Genomic DNA, 18,803 nt, shown 5'->3' on the forward strand with positions numbered 1-18,803 from the left:
CGGCGCGCCCCGGGCCCCCGCCCCCCCCCCCGCCCCCCCCCCCCCCCCCCCCCCCCCCCCCCCCCCCCCCCCCCCCGGGACCCGCTCAGGAGCTCGCGCCGGTCAGCAGCGGCAGCAGCACCGCGCCGAGCACGCCCCCGGCGGCGACCACCGCCAGCGTCCACAGCACCACGCGCACCCGCAGCGCCCGCGCGGTCATCACGGCCGAGGGCAGGCTGACGGCCGGCAGCACCACGAGCAGGGCGCCGACCACGGCGCCGCCGAAGCCGGCGGTGGCCAGGCCCTGCGCCAGCGGCACCTCCCCGGCGGTGGGCACCACCAGCAGCGTGCCCAGCACCACCGCCACGAGCACCGCCAGCACCCCCCAGGAGCGGGCGGACTCGCCCAGCGGGAACAGCCAGCCGCTGAAGGTGCCCACCGCGAAGACGACGACGAGGTACTCGGGCACGATCAGCAGGGCCGTGCGCGCCAGCGCCGCGGGGAACCCGCGCGGGCCCGGGTCGTCCGCGGCGGCCGTCGCCACCCGCGCGGCGTCGGCCTCGACGCGCTCACCGGCCAGGCGGGCCACCAGGACGCTGCCGGCCACCACGACGAGGACGCCCACCAGCAGGCGCACCGCCGCCCACTGCCAGGGGGCCACCAGGAGCAGGAAGACCAGCACCGCCGGGTTCAGCAGCGGGTTGCCCAGCCAGTAGGCCACGACCCCGGCGGTGGGGGCGCCGCTGCGGCGCAGGGCGGAGGCGACCGGCGCGGTGCAGCAGGTGCACATCATCGACGGCGTGGACAGCAGCCCGCCGACCACCGCGCTGGAGGAGCTGCGACGGCGCTGCAGCAGGCCCAGCAGCCAGCGCCGCGGCACCAGCGTGCGCACGGCCGCGGCGATGACGACGCCGGCGAGCAGCGCCTTCCACACCGCGGCGAAGTACACGCGGGTGAAGGCCCACCCGGCGGCCGCGCTGGGGCCCGAGCCCGGCTCGATGCCCGCGGAGGCCACCACGGAGGCGCCCGACCACGCGTGGCTGCTGCGCAGCTCGCCGACGCGGCCGGCGTAGGGCAGCCACTTCGACCACAGCAGCAGGCCGGCGGCCACCAGCACGAAGAGCGCGACGCCGGCGACGGCGGCGCGCCCGGGACCGCGGGTGGGCACGGGGACCGCGGGGGCAGCGCCCGGCGGGTCGGTGGGGGGCACGGGGGCTCCTCGTCGCGGGGTCCTGGGTGTCACCGCGGGCGCGCGCTGCTGGACGCCCCGGGACGGCGCCCGCAACCTAGCGCGGCGGCCGTCCCGGGGCGAGGGTGGATCAGTCGGGCACGTAGTCGAAGGTGTCCGGGTTCGGGCCGGTGCGGCCCTCCTCGCCCTTGTCGAGCGCCGAGATCGCGGCGACGTCCTCGCCGGTGAGCTCGAAGTCGAACAGGGCGAAGTTCTCCTCCATCCGCGAGGGGGTGGAGGACTTGGGGAAGACGATGTCGCCGCGCTCGACGTGCCAGCGCAGCGTCACCTGGGCGGGGCTCCTGCCCAGCCGCTGCGCGATCCCGGTGAGCACCGGGTCGTCCAGCACGGCGCCCTGGGCGATGGGCGACCACGCCTCCACGGCGATCTGCCGCTGGGCGCTGGCCGCGCGGGCCTCCTCGTTGGTGAAGTAGGGGTGCACCTCGATCTGGTTCACCGCCGGCACCACCGTGGCCTCGTCCTGCAGGCGCTGCAGGTGGGCGGGCTGGAAGTTCGACACGCCGATGGACCTCAGCCGGCCGTCGGCGTGGGCCTCCTCCAGCACCTTCCAGGTGGAGACGTAGTCGCCGCCGTACAGGGTCGGCAGCGGCCAGTGGATGAGGAAGAGGTCCAGGTAGTCGGTGTCCAGCGCGGCCAGGGAGCCGTCGATCGCCCGGCGGGCGGCGTCGGGCTCGTGGAAGCCGTTGTTGAGCTTGCTGGTGATCCAGACGTCGGCGCGGTCCAGGCCGGCGTCGCGCACGCCCTGGCCGACCTCCTTCTCGTTGCCGTACATCTCGGCGGTGTCGATGTGCCGGTAGCCGACCTCCAGCGCGGTCCGCACGGCGCGCGCGGTGTCGGCGGGGTCGATCTGGAAGACGCCGAAGCCCAGCTGGGGGATCTCGCGGCCGTCGTTGAGCGTGATCGTGGGCACTGCCACGGGGCTGCCTCCTCCGTCGTGTCTGCTGTCGCCGGACACGCTGTCGCGGGCTGGGCGTGCCCGCCACCGGAACCTGCCGTAAGGTCCCCGCCATGGGTCTCAAGACCTTCATCGAAGGGTGGCCGGTCTACCGGCAGCTGACGGGCGACGACCCGCTGGGGCGCGGTGCCGCGACCCAGTCCAAGCGGTCCAGGTCCCTGACGCCCCGCACGGCCACCGCCGACCGGGTCGCCAAGTCCGTGTGCCCGTACTGCGCCGTGGGCTGCGGCCAGCGCGTGTACGTCAAGGACGAGCGCGTCGTGCAGATCGAGGGGGACCCCGACAGCCCGCACTCGCGCGGCCGGCTGTGCCCCAAGGGCTCGGCCAGCGAGCAGCTCGTCAACGGCGACTCGCGGCAGACGGGCATCAAGTACCGCGCCCCGTACGCCACCGAGTGGACCGACCTGGACCTCGAGACGGCGATGGAGATGATCACCGACCGGGTGATCGACGCGCGCCGCCGAGGTTGGCAGGACGCCGACGAGAACGGCAACAAGCTCAACCGCACGATGGGGATCGCCAGCCTGGGTGGCGCCACGCTGGACAACGAGGAGAACTACCTCATCAAGAAGCTGTTCACCGCCATGGGCGCGATCCAGGTGGAGAACCAGGCGCGCATTTGACACTCCGCCACGGTGCCCGGTCTGGGTGCCTCGTTCGGTCGCGGTGGGGCCACCGGTGACCTGCAGGACCTGAGCAACGCCGATGTGATCATCATCCAGGGCTCGAACATGGCCGAGTGCCACCCGGTCGGGTTCCAGTGGGTGATGGAGGCCAAGGCGCGCGGGGCCAAGGTCATCCACATCGACCCCCGGTTCACGCGGACCAGCGCGCTCGCGGACACCTACGTCCCGATCCGCACCGGCACCGACATCGTGTTCCTCGGGGCGATCATCAACCGCGTCCTGACGCAGGAGCGCGACTTCCGCGAGTACGTGCTCGCCTACACGAACGCCTCGTGGATCATCAGCGAGGACTTCCGGGACACCGAGGACCTCGACGGCCTGTTCTCCGGCTTCGACTCCGAGACGCGCTCCTACGACACGTCCTCGTGGCAGTACGCCGGCTCCGAGGAGCACGGCGACGAGGAGGAGGAGACCGCCGAGTCGCGCGACAGCGAGTCCGGGCACGCACTGGGCTCGGGCGGCGCGTCCGTGGACCACGAGAAGATCCAGCGCGACGAGACGCTGCAGGACCCCCGCTGCGTGTTCCAGGTCCTCAAGCGCCACTTCGCCCGCTACACCCCGGAGATGGTCGAGGAGGTCTGCGGCGTGCCGCAGGACGTCTTCGAGGAGGTCGCCGAGGCGTGGATCACCAACTCGGGCCGGGAGAAGACCGGTGCGCTCGTCTACAGCGTCGGCTGGACCCAGCGCGGCACGGGCGTGCAGTACATCCGCACCGGCGCGATCCTGCAGCTGCTGCTGGGCAACATGGGCCGTCCCGGCGGCGGCGTCATGGCGCTGCGCGGGCACGCCTCGATCCAGGGCTCCACGGACATCCCGACCCTGTACAACCTGCTGCCGGGCTACCTGCAGATGCCGCACGCCGAGCGGCACCCCGACCTGAAGACCTACGTCGACTCGATCAAGGGCACGAACCAGAAGGGGTTCTGGGCCAACGCGGATGCCTACACGGTGAGCCTGCTCAAGGCCTACTTCGGGGACGAGGCCACGGCCGAGAACGACTACCTGTTCGACTCCCTGCCCCGCATCAACGGTGACCACGGCACCTACGGCCAGGTCATGGACATGATCGAGGGCGGCAAGATCTTCGGGTACTTCCTCCTGGGGCAGAACCCGGCGGTCGGCTCGGCCAACGGCCGCGCCCAGCGCCTGGGCATGGCCAACCTGGACTGGCTGGTCGTGCGCGACCTCGTGATGATCGAGAGCGCGACGTTCTGGAAGGACGCCCCCGAGGTCGAGACGGGCGAGATCGTCCCGGAGGAGTGCCGCACCGAGGTGTTCTTCATGCCCGCCGCCTCCCACGTGGAGAAGGAGGGCACCTTCACGCAGACCCAGCGGCTGCTGCAGTGGCGCGAGAAGGCGGTCAACCCGCCGGGCGACGCCACCAGCGAGCTGTGGTTCTTCTACCACCTGGGTCGCCGCATGCGCGAGAAGCTGGCCGGCTCCACCGACCCGCGCGACGCCCTGCTGCAGAAGGTCGCCTGGGACTACCCGGTGCACGGCGAGGAGCAGGAGCCCAGCTCCGAGGACGTGCTCAAGGAGATCAACGGCTACGACACCTCGACCGGTGAGCTGCTGCCCGGCTACACCGCGCTGAAGGCCGACGGCTCCACCTCCAGCGGCTGCTGGATCTACTCGGGCGTCTACGCCGAGGGCGTCAACCAGGCCGCGCGCCGCAAGCCCGGGCGCGAGCAGTCGCTGCACGCCCCCGAGTGGGGCTGGGCCTGGCCGATGAACCGGCGGATGCTCTACAACCGCGCCTCGGCCGACCCGGACGGCAAGCCGTGGAGCGAGCGCAAGGCGCTGGTGTGGTGGGACGAGGACGCCGGGCGCTGGACCGGTGACGACGTGCCCGACTTCGAGCTGACCAAGCCGCCGTCGTACCGCCCCCCGCGGGGCGCGACCGGCGTGGAGGCCATCGCCGGCGACGACCCGTTCATCATGCAGTCCGACGGCAAGGGGTGGCTGTACGCGCCCAAGGGCGTCGTGGACGGCCCGCTGCCGGCGCACTACGAGCCGGCCGAGTCGCCGTTCCGCAACACCGTCTACACCCAGCAGGCGAACCCGGCCCGGGAGATCTACACCAACCACCTCAACCAGGTGCACCCCAGCCCGCCCGAGCGCGGCAGCGAGGTGTTCCCCTTCGTGTGGTTCACCTCGCGGATGACCGAGCACCACACGGCCGGGGGCATGAGCCGCTACCTGCCCTACCTCGCGGAGCTGCAGCCGGCGCTGTTCATGGAGGTCTCCCCGGAGCTGGCGGCGCAGCGCGGTCTGGAGCACATGGGCTGGGCGCACGTCATCACGGCCCGCGCCGTGGTGGAGGCGCGCGTCATGGTCACCGACCGGCTGGCGCCGCTGCGCGTCCAGGACGACGTCGTGCACCAGGTCTGGCTGCCGTACCACTGGGGCCAGGGCGGTCTGACGACCGGCGACGTGGTCAACGACCTCGCGCACCTGACGCTGGACCCCAACGTCCACATCCAGGAGTTCAAGGCCGGCACCTGCGACGTGCGCGCCGGGCGCCGCCCGCGCGGCCGGGACGTGCTCGAGCTCATCGACTCCTACCGCGTGCGCGGTGCGGTGACGATGTCCTCCGGCGCCGTCGCGGTGACCTCGGAGATGATCGACCCGCAGGGCAAGACCCGCACCGAGCAGGCGATGGCGGGTTCCACGCCCACCGGCACCGGGCACCGGGCCGAGGACATGGACAAGGTCCTCAGCGTGCGCCACGACGTCCGCTCCCGCCCGGGACAGCCGCAGCAGCACGGTGTCGAACCGGTCGTCCTCGACGGGCACCCCGACACGACCCTCGAGGGGGACTGATGGCCCAGGGCCTGAAGATCGGCTCCACCAGCCTCTACGGCAGGCTCGACGACCCGGCGCGCGACGCCGGGTACGTGGACCCCCCGCCGCGCAAGGGCTTCTTCACCGACACCTCCGTCTGCATCGGCTGCAAGGCCTGCGAGGTGGCGTGCAAGGAGTGGAACATGGTGCCGGAGGACGGCATCGACCTGCTCGGCATGTCCTACGACAACACCGGCGGCCTGGGGGCCGACTCCTGGCGCGCCGTCGCGTTCATCGAGCAGTCGCGCCCGATCGGCAACCAGTCCTCCCCGTTCGCCGCCGCCGCGACCGGTGCGTCCTCCGAAGCGCTGCAGCAGGACGTGATCGCCGCGGGGGTCGACGTCTTCGACGAGGCGTCGCGGCTGGGCACCGGCGTCCCCGGCGGGCAGCCCCTGGCGGACGTCGCCGCGGCGCAGTCCGGCGGCTGCGGTTGCGGCAGCGGCGGCGGGGGCTGCGGCAGCGGCGCCGCCCCGGCGGCCACGGCGGGCACGGAGGAGCGGTCGGGGCAGTTCCTCGGGATGCCGGGGATGCTCGCACCGGCCGCGGTGCCCGACCGGCAGGGCCGGCAGGACGTGCGCTGGCTGATGATGTCCAACGTCTGCAAGCACTGCACGCACGCCGCATGCCTGGACGTGTGCCCCACCGGATCGCTGTTCCGCACCGAGTTCGGCACCGTCGTCGTGCAGGAGGACATCTGCAACGGCTGCGGGTACTGCGTCTCCGCCTGCCCCTACGGCGTCATCGACAAGCGCGAGGAGGACGGCCGGGCCTGGAAGTGCACGCTGTGCTACGACCGCCTCGGCGAGGACCAGACCCCGGCGTGCGCCAAGGCGTGCCCGACGGAGTCGATCCAGTTCGGCGACCTCGACGAGCTGCGCGAGCGCGCCGAGCGGCGCCGCCAGCAGCTGCACGACGTCGGGGTCACCGAGGCCCGCCTGTACGGGCACGACCCCGACGACGGGGTCGGCGGCGACGGCGCGTTCTTCCTGCTGCTCGACGAGCCCGAGGTGTACGGCCTGCCGCCGGACCCGGTGGTCACCACCCGCGACCTGCCCTCGATGTACAGGCACATGGCCGCCGCCGCCGGGTTCATGGTGCTCGGCGCGCTCGCGGCGGCGGTGGGCCGGCGATGAGCTCCGAGCCCCCCCAGCTGAAGGGCTTCCGCCAGGAGGACCCCCGCCCCTCCCAGCGCACCCCGCACCAGCCGGGCCAGCCCGGGTCCGAGCACGTCAGCGGCACCGACCCCGTCGGCGGGCAGGCCGCGCGCATGTGGGACGCCGGCATGGGCTCGCGCGGGGAGCGCAAGGGCCGCAAGCGCCGCGGCGACGCCAACGCCGTCGTGCCCGACGCGGAGTTCCGCTCCTACTACGGCCGCGCCGTGCTCAAGCCGCCGGTGTGGACGCACGACATCGCCTACTACCTGTTCACCGGCGGCCTGGCGGCCGGCTCCTCCATGCTCGCCGCGGTGGCCGACCTGCACGGCGACGTCGCCGCCCGGCGGGCGCTGCGCGTGACGTCCCTGGGCGCCGTCGGCGCCAGCGCCTACTTCCTCATCATCGACCTCGGCCGGCCCGAGCGGTTCTACAACATGCTCCGCATCGCCAAGCCGACCTCGCCGATGTCGGTGGGCACGTGGATCCTGTCCGCCTTCGGTCCGCTGTGCGGTGCCGCCGCCGTCTCCGAGATCGGACCGCTGCTGCCCCGCCACGGCCTGCTGGGCCTGGCGCGCCGCCTGACCCGGCCGCTGGGGTCGGCGGCCGGGGCCGGGGCGGCGCTGACCGCGCCGCTGCTGGCCACCTACACCGCCGTCCTCTTCGCGGACACCGCCGTGCCCAGCTGGCACGAGCCCTACCGCGAGCTGCCGTTCGTCTTCGGCGGCAGCGCGCTCGCCGCGGGGGCCGGCGCCGGCCTGGTGCTCGCCCCCGTGGCGCAGAACGGCGCCGCGGCCCGGGCGGCCGTGATCGGTGCCACCGTGGAGCTGGCGGCCGCCCACCGCATGGAGTCCGGGCACGGGGTCGTCAGCGAGCCGTTCCACCTCGGCCGGCCGGGGCGGTTCCTGACGGCGGCGCGCGCGCTCACCGCCGCCGGCGCCGTCGGCGCGCTCCTGGGCCGCCGCTCGCGCGCGCTGTCCGCGCTGGCCGGCGCGAGCCTGCTCACCGGCTCGTTCCTGACCCGCATGGCCGTCTTCGAGGCCGGGGTCGCCTCGACCAAGGACCCCAAGTACGTCGTCGTCCCGCAGCGGGAACGGCTGCGCCAGCGCGGCGCCCACGGCCAGGGCGACCACACCGCCGAGGACGAGCGCGCCCCGGCGGGCCGCGCGTAGAGCACCGGGAGGGACCGTGGCGTACAAGACGCCCGACCAGATCGCCGCCGCCGCCGTCGTGGCGGGGGAGAAGAAGGCCCACCTCCCCGTGGGCAAGATGCTCGTCGGCGGTTTCCTCGCCGGCGCGTACATCGCCTTCGCCGGCCTGCTGGCCGTGGACGTGACCGCCGGGCTCGACCCGGCGATCTGGGGCGGGGTGACCACCCTGCTCACCGGCGCGGTGTTCAGCATGGGGCTGGTCCTGGTGCTGGTGGCCGGGGCGGAGCTGCTCACCGGCAACATGGCGCTGGTGCCCATGGCCCTGCTCAAGCAGCGCGCCACCCTCGGGCGCCTGGGGCTGAACTGGGGCGTGGTCCTCGTCGCCAACCTGATCGGCTCGCTGTTCGTGGCCTACGTCTTCGCCGCGCACACCGGGATCATCGGCGGCCCCGGCTCGCCCGAGGGCAGCGCGGCCGCCGCCTCCTTCGAGCGGCTCTCCGGCATCGCCACCGGCAAGGCCCTCACCGAGTCCAACGGCTCGATCTTCCTGCGCGCCATCGGCTGCAACTGGCTGGTGTGCCTGGGCGTGTGGATGTCCATCGCCGCCGAGGACATCGCCGGGAAGATCCTGGCGATCTTCTTCCCCATCACCGCGTTCGTCGCCCTGGGCTTCGACCACGTCGTGGCGAACATGTTCTTCCTGCCCGCGGCGTACTGGGTGGGCACCCCCGGCATCGGCTGGGGCGACATCCTCGGCAACTGGCTGTTCGCCGGCCTGGGCAACGTCGTCGGCGGCACGCTGTTCGTGGGCGTCGCCTACTGGTACCTGTACCTGCGCGGCGCCCCGCCCGCCCAGGCCGCGCCGGCGGCCGGCTCCGACGCCTCCGGCACCACCGGCGCCCCCCGCGCGGCCGGCGAGGCGCACCGCCCGCGCTGACCCCGCGGGACCCTCAGCGCACCACGAGGGTGGTGCCGCCCCGGGCGGGCACGAACTCGCCGACCACCGGGTACCCGGGCACCTCCCCGGCCACCAGCAGCCCGCCGGAGGTCTGCGCGTCCGCCAGCAGCACCAGCTCGTCCTCGCCGGCGGCCCCGGCGTCCAGGTGCGGGCGCACCCAGTCCAGGTTGCGGCGGCTGCCGCCGGGCACGAACCCCGCGGCCAGCGACTCGCGCGCACCCGCCACGTACGGCACGGCCGCGGCGTCCACCACCGCCGTCACCCCGCTGGCGCGCGCCACCTCGTGCAGGTGCCCCAGCAGGCCGAAACCGGTCACGTCCGTGGCGCAGCGCGCCCCGGACGCCAGGGCGGCCGCGGAGGCGTCGGCGTTCAGCGTCGTCATCACCGCCACCGCCTCCTCGAAGAACTCCCCGGTCTGCTTGTGCCGGTTGTTGAGCACCCCCAGCCCCAGCGGCTTGGTCAGCGTGATCGGCACCCCCGCCACCGCCGCGTCGCCGCGCAGCAGCCGCTCGGGGTCGCCGGTGCCGGTCACCGCCATGCCGTACTTCGGCTCCGGGTCGTCGATGCTGTGCCCGCCGCCGAGGTGGCAGCCCGCCGCGGCCGCGGCGTCCGCGCCGCCGCGCAGCACCTCGCGCGCCAGCTCCACCGGCAGCACCCCGCGCGGCCAGCCCAGCAGGTTCACCGCCACCAGCGGCGTGCCGCCCATCGCGTACACGTCCGAGAGGGCGTTCGTCGCCGCGATGCGCCCGAACGCGTAGGCGTCGTCGACGACGGGGGTGAAGAAGTCCGCCGTCGCGATGACGGCGGTGCCACCGCGCAGGCGCACCACCGCCGCGTCGTCGCCCACGCCCACCACCAGGTCGCCGGAGGCCGGCGGGGTCAGCCCCGCCACCATCTCCTCCAGCTCCCCCGGGGGGATCTTGCAGGCGCAGCCGCCGCCGTGGGCGTACTGCGTCAGGCGCACGCCCTGGTTGCCCTCGATGACCGTCACGGCGCTCACCGTAGGCCAGGGCGCGGCGTGTGGCAGGCTGTGCCCCGCGCGCTGACGGGGAGGCGTACGGGTGCCTGGTGGCCCCCGCGGTCTTCAACACCGACGTGACCGAGCACCTCGGTCAGGTGGGTTCGATTCCCATCCGCCTCCGCCAGCGCGCGCACCCGTGCGGGCACCCGGCCGCGCGCACCCGGCCGCGGGCGGGCGCCGGGGGGCGGGGGTAGGTTCGGCCACCGTGCCCGACCCGCGCCGCGCCGTGCCCCGCACCGACGCCGTCCTCACCGCCCCCGAGCTCGCCGGGGCCGTCGCCGCCCGCGGGCGCGACGCCGTCAAGGCGGTCGTGCGCGAGGTGCAGGGCCGGGTGCGCGCCGGCGAGGTCGCCCCCGGCGACGTCGTGCCCGCCGTGCTCGCCGCCCTGCCCGCCCCCTCCACCGTGCGCCGCGTGCTCAACGCCACCGGCACCGTCCTGCACACCAACCTCGGGCGCGCCCAGCTCGCCCCGGCCGCCGTCGACGCCGTGGTCACCGCCGCCGGCGCCACCGACGTGGAGATGGACCTGGCCACCGGCCGGCGCGCCCGCCGCGGCCGCGGCGCCCTGGCCGCCCTGGCCGGGGCCGTGCCCGAGGCGGGCGACGTGCACGTCGTCAACAACGGCGCCGCCGCCCTCGTGCTGGCCGCCACCGCCCTGGCCGCCGGCCGCGAGGTCGTCGTCAGCCGCGGCGAGATGGTCGAGATCGGCGACGGGTTCCGCCTGCCCGACCTGCTGGTCTCCACCGGCGCGCGGCTGCGCGAGGTCGGCACCACCAACCGCACCACCCGCGCCGACTACGCCGCCGCGGTCGGCCCGGACACCGGCATGGTCCTCAAGGTCCACCCCTCCAACTTCGTCGTCACCGGCTTCACCGCCGGCGTCGAGCCCGCCGGGCTGACCGGGCTGGGGGTGCCCGTCGTCGTCGACACCGGCTCCGGGCTGCTGCGCCCCGAGCCGCTGCTGCCCGGCGAGCCCGACGCCGCCACCGCCCTGGCCGCCGGCGCCGACCTCGTCACCGCCAGCGGCGACAAGCTGCTCGGCGGCCCGCAGGCCGGGCTGCTGCTCGGGCGCGCCGACCTCGTCGAGCGGCTGCGCCGGCACCCGCTGGCGCGCGCGCTGCGCGTGGACAAGCTCACCCTGGCCGCGCTGGAGGCCACCCTGCGCAGCGGCAGCACCCCCACCCGCGACGCCCTGCACGCCGACCCGGCCGCCCTGCGCGAGCGCTGCGGCGCGCTGGCCGGCTCGCTGCGCGCGGCCGGGGTGGACGCCGGCGTCGTCGAGGCCGCGGCCGTCGTCGGCGGCGGCGGCGCGCCCGGCGTGGAGCTGGCCTCCGTGGCGGTCGCCCTCGACGAGGCGCTGGCCGTGCCGCTGCGCCTGGGCGAGCCTCCCGTCGTGGGCCGCGTCGAGCGCGGCCGGCTGCTGCTGGACCTGCGCTGCGTGCCGCCCGCGCACGACGCGGAGGTCGCCGCCGCGGTGCTGCGCGCCCGCGGCGGCGTAGGCGCGCTCGGCGTCGGCGCGCCCGCCGCGACCGGGACGGGGGCCTGACGTGCACGTCGTCGCCACCGCCGGGCACGTCGACCACGGCAAGTCCAGCCTGGTGCGGGCCCTGACCGGCACCGACCCCGACCGGCTCGCCGAGGAGAAGCGCCGCGGGCTGACCATCGACCTGGGCTTCGCGTGGGCGCAGGTCCCCGGGGCCGGCACGGTCGCGTTCGTCGACGTGCCCGGGCACGCCTCCTTCGTGCCCACGATGCTCGCCGGCGTCGGGCCCGTGCCGGTGGCGCTGCTCGTCGTGGCCGCCGACGGCGGCTGGATGCCGCAGTCCGCCGAGCACCTCGCCGCCCTGGACGCCCTCGGCGTGCGGCACGGGCTGCTCGTCGTCACCCGCGCCGACCTGGCCGACCCCGCGCCCGCGCTGGCCGCCGCGCGCGCCGAGGTCGCCGCCACCTCCCTGGGCGAGGTGCCCGCCGCGGTGTGCAGCACCGTGACCGGCGCCGGCCTGGACGAGGTGCGCCGCGCCCTGGCCGGCGTGCTCGCCGCGGTGCCCGCCCCCGACGCCGCCGCGCCGGTGCGGCTGTGGGTGGACCGCGCGTTCACGATCCGCGGCGCCGGCACCGTCGTCACCGGCACCCTGGGCGCCGGCGCGCTGCGCACCGGCGACGAGCTGGAGCTGGCCACCGCCGCCGGCGCGCGCCGGGTGCGGGTGCGCGGCCTGCAGAGCCTGGAGCGCGAGCGCACCGAGGTGGGCGCGGTGGCGCGCGTGGCGGTGAACCTGCGCGGCGTCGAGCGCGGCGAGGTCGCCCGCGGCGACGCCCTGCTCACCCCGGGGTGGTCCGTGCGCACCGACGTGGTGGACGTGCGCTGCCCCGGCGCCGCGCGGCGGCCCGGCGAGCTGCCCGCGCAGCTCGTCGTGCACGCCGGTTCCGCCGCCGTGCCCGCCCGCCCGCGCCCGCTGGGCGCCGACGGCGACGACCTGCTGGTGCGGCTGCGCCTGGACGCGCCGCTGCCGCTGGTGCTCGGCGACCGCCTGCTGCTGCGCGACCCCGCCCGCCACCTCGTCCTCGGCGCCGGCGTCGTGCTCGACGTGCGCCCGCCCGCGCTGCGCCGGCGCGGGGCGGCCGCCGCCCGCCTGGCGGACCTGCGCGACCTGCACGGCGAGCCCGACGAGGCCTCCGAGCTGCGACGCCGCCGCGTCGTGCGCGGCGCGCAGCTGCGGGCCATGGGCGTGCCGGTGCGCTCGGTGCCGGTGGCGGGGGACTGGCACACTGCCCCCGGGCTGCCGGAGCAGCTCGGCGAGCGGCTCGCCGCCCTCGTCGCCGCGCACGACGCCGCCGACCCCCTGCACCCGGGCGTGCCGCTGGAGGAGGCCCGCCGCGCCCTCGGGCTGCCCGAGCGCTCCCTCGTGCAGGTCGTCGTCGCCCGGGCCGCCGCGCGCGCGGCCCTGCGGGTGGCCGAGGGCCGCGTCGTGGCCGGCGCGGCCACCGAGCAGCTCCCCGCGCGCGTGGCGCGCGCCGTCGAGGCCGTCCTGGCCGACGTCTCGGCGCAGCCGTTCGCCGCCCCCGACGCCGAGCGCCTGCGCGAGCTGGGCCTGGGGCGCGCCGAGCTCGCCGCCGCCGTGCGCGCCGGGCGCCTGGAGCGCGTCGCCGAGGGCGTGGTGCTCGCCCCGGGGGCGCTGCGCCGCGCCGCGGTGGAGCTGGCGCGGCTGCCGCAGCCGTTCACCGCCAGCGAGGCGCGCCGGGCGCTGGGGACCTCCCGGCGGGTGGCGCTGCCGCTGCTGCAGGCGCTGGACGCCGCGCGGCTGACCGCCCGCGACACCGACGACCGCCGCCGCGTGCTCGCCGGCACCGGCGCAGCGGGGGGCCCGGGGAGCCCGCCGCCGCGGCGGTGAGCCGTCCGGGGGGTGCGCCGCCGCCGCGCGGGTGACGCGCAGTGCTGATCCGACCGCTCAGCGTGGCCGCGGCCCAGACTGGGGCCGCGTCCCGCCCCGGGGGCGCCCGCGTCGCGCCCACCCGGAGGAACCGTCCCCGTGAGCACCAGCCCCGCCCCGCAGCCCGACCCCGCCGCGCCGAGCGCGCCGCGGCTGCCGCCGGTGCTGGCCACCGCCCTGCCCGCCGGCGGCCTGCTCGCCTCCCTGGTCGCCTACGCGCACACCGGTCCCGGCGCCGGCGCCCTCGTCGCCGTCGGCGCCCTGACGGGCGCGGCGCTGCTGCGCCGGGCGCACCGCCGGGCCGCGCCGGCGCACGACCCGCGCGGTCTCCACGACTTGCACGACTTGCACGACCTGCACGACCTGCACGACCCGCGCGAGCGCGCCGCCGCGCCCCGCCCCGCCGAGAGCCCCGCCGAGAGCCCCGCCGAGAGCCCCGCCGAGAGCCCCGCCGAGAGCCCCGTCGTCCCGATCGCCGCGCGGGTGCCCGCCGTCGCGGACCCCGGGCGCCGGGCCGCCTGAGCCCGCCCGAGCCCGCGCGAGCCCGGCGGTGCCCCGCGGCGCGCGGGCGCCGGTGTCACCCCCCGGCCACCAGGGCGCCGGTGTCCTCCTCGCGCGCCGCGGGCGGTGCGGCCGCGCAGCGGTCCCGGCCGCCGCGCTTGGCGGCGTACAGCGCCCCGTCGGCCGCCCGCAGCAGCTCCGCGGCGCGCGCGCCCGCACCGGCGGCGCGGGGGGAGGCGGCCACCCCGATGCTGCACGTCACCGGCGGGTTCGTGCCCGCCGCGACGGCCGCCCGCAGCCGCTCGGCGACCTCCAGGGCGGTCTCGGTGCCCGTGCCCGGCAGGAGCACGGCGAACTCCTCACCGCCGTAGCGGGCCACGAGGTCGCCCTCGCGGGCCGCCGCCCGCAGCGCGTGCGCGGCGGTGCGCAGCGCCTCGTCGCCGGCCTGGTGCCCCAGGTCGTCGTTGACGGCCTTGAAGTGGTCCAGGTCCACCAGCGCCACCGCGACGGGCGAGCTGGAGGCTGCGGCGCGCGCCAGCTCGGCGTCGAGCCGCTGGTCCAGCGTGCGCCGGTTCGCCACCCCCGTCAGCCCGTCGACGGCCGCGGCCCGCCGCAGGGCCGCCACGGCCGCGGCCCGCCCCAGGGCGATGCCCGTGTGCGAGGCGGCGTGGCGCGCCGTGGACAGCAGCCGCCGCGCCACGCCGCGCTGCCGGTCCAGGTCCAGCACCAGCCAGCCGCGCGCGTCCGGCACCGGCAGGGGCACCACCACGACGCCGCGCGCACCGGGCAGCAGGGCCGCCAGCCACCCGTCCGCGCGCTCGTCCAGGCCGCGCGCCAGGGCCGGCTCGTCCCCGGGCCCGGTGCCCGTCAGCAGCGCCCCGGCACCGCCGGGCGGTGCGCCCGGCGAGGTGGTCACCCGCCCGGCCTCCCAGCGCACCGCCAGGCCCGGGCCCGCGCCGCCGGGCGCCTCCAGCACCACCAGGGCGCGCCGGGCCGGCAGCTCCTCGCCCGCGAAGACCGCCAGCGCGGCGGCCACCTCCCCGGCGTCCTCGGCGGCGCTGACGTCGCCCAGCAGCCGCTGCAGGGCCTCGGCGTCGTAGCGGCGCCGGCGCAGCTCGCGCTCGTTGACGGCGGCGAACGCCGCGGTGCCCAGCGCCGCCGCCCACACGGGCACCAGGAACGCCAGGTAGCCGGCCGGGAACGCGGCCGCCCCCGGCGGGGCGGGCAGCACCCCGACGAGCTCGGCCTGCAGCACGCACAGCACCGCCAGCGAGTGCATCAGCGCCACCTTCACGCCCGTGCGGAACGAGGCCAGCAGGCTCACCGCCCCGGCGTGGAAGGAGAACAGCAGCGTCACCGCCGCCGGTGAGCCCAGCAGGTGCCAGGCGGCCGCCAGCGCCGCGCTGTCCACGACCAGGGCGGTGTCCAGCGCCACCCGGGCCACCGCGCGCGACGTGCGCGCGCACAGCGCCACCGCCAGCGAGACGCCCAGGTACAGCACCCCCAGCACGGCCAGGGCGTGGCCGGCGCCCGCGGCCGGTGCCGCGCCGGTGAGCTGGCCGGCGGCCACCAGGCCGGCCAGGCCGGCGCGCAGCAGCGTGGACCACAGCAGGCGCTCGGCCAGCGGGACGAGGCTGCCGGACCCGTGCTGCCGGTCTCGTGGTGCCATCAGCGGTCTCCTCCGGCGCGGCGGGCTGCGCGGGTGTCGGGGCGGGTGTCGGGGCGGGCGGGCGGGAAGGGGGTCTCCGGGTCCGGGCGCAGGGGCGCCAGCGCGAGCTTGGGGTCGTCCCGGTCGATGCGGTGCTGCACGAGCAGGAACAGCAGCGCCAGCAGCAGCAGGCCCGCCGGGTACTGGGCGTGCCGGACCACCGCCACCCCCACCGTGGCGATCGTGCGGGCGGCGGCGGCGACGGCCCCGCGCAGCCCCGGCCCGCCCGTCGTGGTCCCGCCCGCCGTGGCGCCGGTGCCCGGACCGGGGGAGCCGGCGGTGGGCACCGCCGCGCCGCTCGCGGTGCTGGTGGGGCCGGTGGTGGGGCCGGTGGTGCGGCCGGGCGCCGCGGTGGCGGGGGCCGCGGGGACGTGGGCCGCGGAGGACGTGGGCCGCGCCGCCGGCCGGCGGGTGACGCTGGGTGCGGCGGTCGCGCGGGTGGCGCCGGGCGTGCCCGGGCGGGCCCCGGTGGCCGGCGCGGGGGAGGGCCGGGGCGCCGGTGCGCTCGCGGGTGTCCCGGTCGGGGCCCGCACCGGCCCGCGGACCGGGACCGGGGCCGGACCGGTCGCCGGGGTGCTCACCGTCGGCGTCGGGACCGCGGTCGTCGGCGTGGGTGCCGGGACGGGAACGGTGGTCGGCGTCGGCGTCGGCGTCGGCGTCGGGACGGCGGTGGTGCTCGGCGTCGGGACGGCGGTGGTGCTCGGCGTCGGGACGGCGGTGGTGCTCGGCGTCGGGACGGCGGTGGTGCTCGGCGTCGGGACGGCGGTGGTGCTCGGCGTCGGGACGGCGGTGGTGCTCGGGGTCGGGACGGGGGTCGTCACCGTCGGCGTGGGCACGGGGGTGCCGGTCGGCGCCGCCGTCGGCGTCGGGACGGGCGCGGCGGGCGGGGCCGTCGGCACGACCGCCCCGGTGGCCGGCGAGGGCTCGCCGGTGCCGGCGGCGTTGCGCGCGGCGACGGTGAACCGGTGCGCCACGCCCGCGCGCAGCCCGGTGACCAGCACCGTCCTGGTCCCCGCGGGCACCGCGGTGGTGGCGCCGTCGGCGGAGCCGTCGACGAGGGTGGTCAGGACGTAGCCGGTGACGGGCGTGCCGCCGTCGTCGGCGGGCGGCTCCCAGGAGACCCTCGCGCTGCGCTCGCCGGGGCCGGCGTCCACCGCGGTCGGCGCGCCGGGGACGGCCGTCGCGGTGAGGGTGAGCGTGCGGGAGCCGCACAGGCCGCCGGCGCCGCACGCCCGCACCTCCACGCTGCCCGTCCCGGTCGCCCGCGGCGCCCACGTCAGCGCGCCGGAGCCCTCCAGCGACAGCCCGGCGGGGGCCGTGCCGGTCACCGACCAGGTGAGCGCCGCCTGCGCGGGCCCGGCGGTGAGGACCCGGGAGGTGGTGCTCCCCACGGTGCCGGCGATGGCGCCGGGGTCGTCGACGACGGGGCGCGCGGTGGGCACCACCGGGGCCGTGGCGGCCGGGGCGCCGGTCCCGGCGGCGTTCCGCGCCGCGACGGTGAACGAGTAGGACCTGCCCGGCAGCAGGTCCCGCACGAGGGCGGAGGTGTCCCCGGCCGCGACGGCCACCGGTGCCCCGGCGGGGGCGCCGTCGAGCAGGGTCGTCACCGCGTAACCGGTCACGGCGGAGCCGCCGTCGGTGGCGGGGGGCCGCCAGGAGACGGTGGCGCTGCGCTCGCCCGCGCCGGCCGCCGCCTCGCGCGGGACGCCGGGGGTCGTCGCCCGGGCGGTGAGGCGCAGGGTGCTGTGGCCGCACTGCCGGCTGCCCCAGGTGCAGGCCTGCACGCGCACGTCGGTGGAGCCGGCCCGCCGCGGGGCCCAGGTCAGGCGGCCGGTGCCCGCGTCGACCGCCAGGCCGGCGGGGGCGGTGCCCACCACCGACCACGTCGGGCGCGGCGCCGGCGGCGCCGAGGGTTCCGCGGTGAACTCGACGGAGCCCTCCTCGCCGACCTGCACGGTCAGCGCGTCGGGGCCGCTCACGACGGGGCGGGCGGTGGGGGTGAGCACCTCCACCCGCCGGTTGCCCTGGTCGGCGACGTAGACGTTGCCGTCGGGGTCGGTGGCCAGCCCGGTGGGGCGGTGCAGCGCGGAGGCGCGCGCCGGGCCCTGCGTGGGCGCCGCCTTCTCGCCGGTGCCGGCCACGACGGAGATGGTGCCGTCGCGGTCGATGACGTCGATGCGGTCGTTGCCCTCGTCGGCGATGTAGACGTTGTCGTTGAGGTCGACGGCCAGGCGCTCGGGGTAGCTGAGGTGCGCCTCCACCGCCCGCGCGCCGTCCCGCACCTCGCCGACGGTGCCCACGCCCGCGGCGATCGTGAGCGCACCGGCGGGGTCGATCGCGTACACCCGGTGCGCGGCCTTGGCGGTGACGTACGCGACGCCCCGGCTGTCGATGGCGATGCCGACGGGGTTGAACAGGCCCGTGGAGGTGGCCGGCACGGGCCCGTCGCCGGTGCGCGGCCCGGTGCTGGTGCCGTCGCCGGCGAACACGGACAGCTCGCCCGGGCGGCCGCCGACGGCGGGGGTGACCTTGAGCACCTTGAGGGCGTACTGGTCGACGACGTGGACGTTGCCGTGCGGGTCGACGGCCACGTCGACGGGCTGCTGCAGCGGTGAGTCGGTCGCCCGGCCCGGCCTCGGTGCGCCCTGGCTGCCGTCGCCGGCGACGACCGTCAGCTCCCCGGTGACGGCGTCGATCCGCTCGACCCGCCGGTTGCCCATGTCGGCGACGTAGAGGTTGTCCTGGTCGTCGACGTCGACGCCGATGGGCTGGTTCAGCGCGCTGGCGGTGGCCGGTCCCTCGGTGGGGGCGCCGGCCCGCCCGGTGCCGGCCACGACGGAGCGGGTGCCGTCGGGGGCGATCCGCAGGACCCGGTGGTGGCCCTGGTCGGCGACGTAGACGTTGCCGCGGCTGTCGGCGGCGACGTCGGGCACGTCCACCTCGGCGCCGGCGACCGTGCCGTCGAGCACGACGTCCAGCAGGTACTCCGGCAGGCCGGTGGCCGCCTGCGCCGGCAGGGCGCGCACCGGGACGAGCGCGAGCAGGACGAGCAGGACGGCGAGCGCCGCCGGCGCGGTCGCCGGCGGCCGGCGCGCGCCGGCGGTGCGCCGGTCGCGGCCGGTCGCGGGCCGGAGCGGCAACGAGCGCACACCACCGTGTCGGTCCCGCCGGG

At 77.3% G+C, this 18,803-nt stretch carries 11 protein-coding genes, 1 tRNA gene and 1 pseudogene; 8 read left to right on the forward strand and 5 right to left on the reverse strand.

Annotated features, from left to right (window positions below):
- Window positions 1–85: 85 nt before the first annotated feature.
- Window positions 86–1,189 carry a permease gene (locus ACRYR7_RS08675; protein ID WP_432571679.1) on the reverse strand — a complete coding sequence of 368 codons (1,104 nt, stop codon included), beginning with the start codon at window positions 1,187–1,189 and terminating at the stop codon, window positions 86–88.
- Window positions 1,190–1,298: 109 nt separating this feature from the next.
- Window positions 1,299–2,144 (reverse strand): aldo/keto reductase, encoded by an 846-nt coding sequence (locus ACRYR7_RS08680; RefSeq protein ID WP_432571680.1) that lies wholly within the window; start codon window positions 2,142–2,144, stop codon window positions 1,299–1,301.
- Window positions 2,145–2,236: 92 nt separating this feature from the next.
- On the opposite strand from ACRYR7_RS08680, the pseudogene fdh reads away from it, so the two are divergent.
- From fdh to ACRYR7_RS08700, 4 genes and pseudogenes are all read left to right on the forward strand, one after another.
- Window positions 2,237–5,497 (forward strand): annotated as a pseudogene (gene fdh, locus ACRYR7_RS08685) (formate dehydrogenase); the annotation flags it as partial.
- Between the two features lie 194 nt (window positions 5,498–5,691).
- On the forward strand, window positions 5,692–6,846 hold the full coding sequence (locus ACRYR7_RS08690) for a 4Fe-4S dicluster domain-containing protein (RefSeq protein ID WP_432571681.1): 1,155 nt from the start codon (window positions 5,692–5,694) through the stop codon (window positions 6,844–6,846).
- Window positions 6,843–8,036 carry an NrfD/PsrC family molybdoenzyme membrane anchor subunit gene (gene nrfD, locus ACRYR7_RS08695; protein WP_432571682.1) on the forward strand — a complete coding sequence of 398 codons (1,194 nt, stop codon included), beginning with the start codon at window positions 6,843–6,845 and terminating at the stop codon, window positions 8,034–8,036. The genes ACRYR7_RS08690 and nrfD overlap by 4 nt, the downstream gene beginning before the upstream one ends.
- Before the next feature lie 16 nt (window positions 8,037–8,052).
- Window positions 8,053–8,952: a formate/nitrite transporter family protein gene (locus ACRYR7_RS08700; RefSeq protein ID WP_432571683.1), complete on the forward strand. Its 900-nt coding sequence runs from the start codon at window positions 8,053–8,055 to the stop codon at window positions 8,950–8,952.
- Between the two features lie 13 nt (window positions 8,953–8,965).
- On the opposite strand, the gene selD is transcribed toward ACRYR7_RS08700, so the two are convergent.
- A complete protein-coding gene (gene selD, locus ACRYR7_RS08705; RefSeq protein ID WP_432571684.1) occupies window positions 8,966–9,973 on the reverse strand; it encodes a selenide, water dikinase SelD in 1,008 nt (335 codons plus the stop codon).
- 49 nt (window positions 9,974–10,022) lie between these two features.
- Here selD and ACRYR7_RS08710 point away from each other — a divergent pair.
- The 4 genes from ACRYR7_RS08710 to ACRYR7_RS08725 all read left to right on the forward strand — a co-directional run bounded on the left by ACRYR7_RS08710 (window position 10,023) and on the right by ACRYR7_RS08725 (window position 13,944).
- Window positions 10,023–10,118, forward strand: a tRNA-Sec gene (locus ACRYR7_RS08710).
- A gap of 81 nt (window positions 10,119–10,199) precedes the next feature.
- The gene (selA, locus tag ACRYR7_RS08715; protein WP_432571685.1) at window positions 10,200–11,540 is read left to right on the forward strand and encodes an L-seryl-tRNA(Sec) selenium transferase; all 1,341 of its coding nucleotides are present in this window, start codon (window positions 10,200–10,202) and stop codon (window positions 11,538–11,540) included.
- A 1-nt stretch (window position 11,541) separates the two neighbouring features.
- Window positions 11,542–13,383, forward strand: coding sequence for a SelB domain-containing protein (locus ACRYR7_RS08720; RefSeq protein ID WP_432571686.1), 1,842 nt, complete (start codon window positions 11,542–11,544; stop codon window positions 13,381–13,383).
- 138 nt (window positions 13,384–13,521) lie between these two features.
- Complete coding sequence (locus ACRYR7_RS08725) at window positions 13,522–13,944, forward strand: hypothetical protein (protein WP_432571687.1); 423 nt, start codon at window positions 13,522–13,524, stop codon at window positions 13,942–13,944.
- 55 nt (window positions 13,945–13,999) lie between these two features.
- Here ACRYR7_RS08725 and ACRYR7_RS08730 read toward each other — a convergent pair whose 3' ends face one another.
- A complete protein-coding gene (locus tag ACRYR7_RS08730; protein WP_432571688.1) occupies window positions 14,000–15,592 on the reverse strand; it encodes a GGDEF domain-containing protein in 1,593 nt (530 codons plus the stop codon).
- Complete coding sequence (locus ACRYR7_RS08735) at window positions 15,592–18,771, reverse strand: fibronectin type III domain-containing protein (protein WP_432571689.1); 3,180 nt, start codon at window positions 18,769–18,771, stop codon at window positions 15,592–15,594. The genes ACRYR7_RS08730 and ACRYR7_RS08735 overlap by 1 nt, the downstream gene beginning before the upstream one ends.
- Window positions 18,772–18,803 lie beyond the last annotated feature (32 nt).

This window comes from Kineococcus gurbantunggutensis (genome assembly GCF_050871925.1).
Lineage (GTDB): Bacteria > Actinomycetota > Actinomycetes > Actinomycetales > Kineococcaceae > Kineococcus.